General features: G+C 46.6%; 1 protein-coding gene. It reads right to left on the bottom strand.

What is annotated here, in order from left to right; translation table 11 throughout:
- On the bottom strand, positions 1–328 hold a 328-nt coding region (locus AC23N5_RS31520), incomplete at both ends, for a hypothetical protein (RefSeq protein ID WP_487758576.1).

The following is a 328-nucleotide window of genomic DNA, read 5'->3' on the forward strand; positions in this document are numbered from 1 at the left end:
TGGTCATACGTGCCCGCTTGGGTAGTGAGCAGGGCGTCGCTGTACCACGTACTACCCGCCGTAAAGTTATTGGCACCACCAATTTGAAGGGCAGAAGTGCCTATTGTCCCACAAATCGCTATTGGAGCTACAATCATATCATTGCTGGTGACGTTCGGAATTGAATTGCCTTGTGGATACTCAATGACGCCATCATTGGTCAATGCCGAATTGGTGTGCGTTTGCGCAGTATTGACCGTAAACAGCCCTGCGTTGGTAAATGTACCCGCATTGTTGAGATTATCAAAAATGGTAAGCTTGGCACAAGCATTATTGTTAAAGATTGAAC

This window comes from Runella sp. R5_40 (assembly GCF_057652295.1).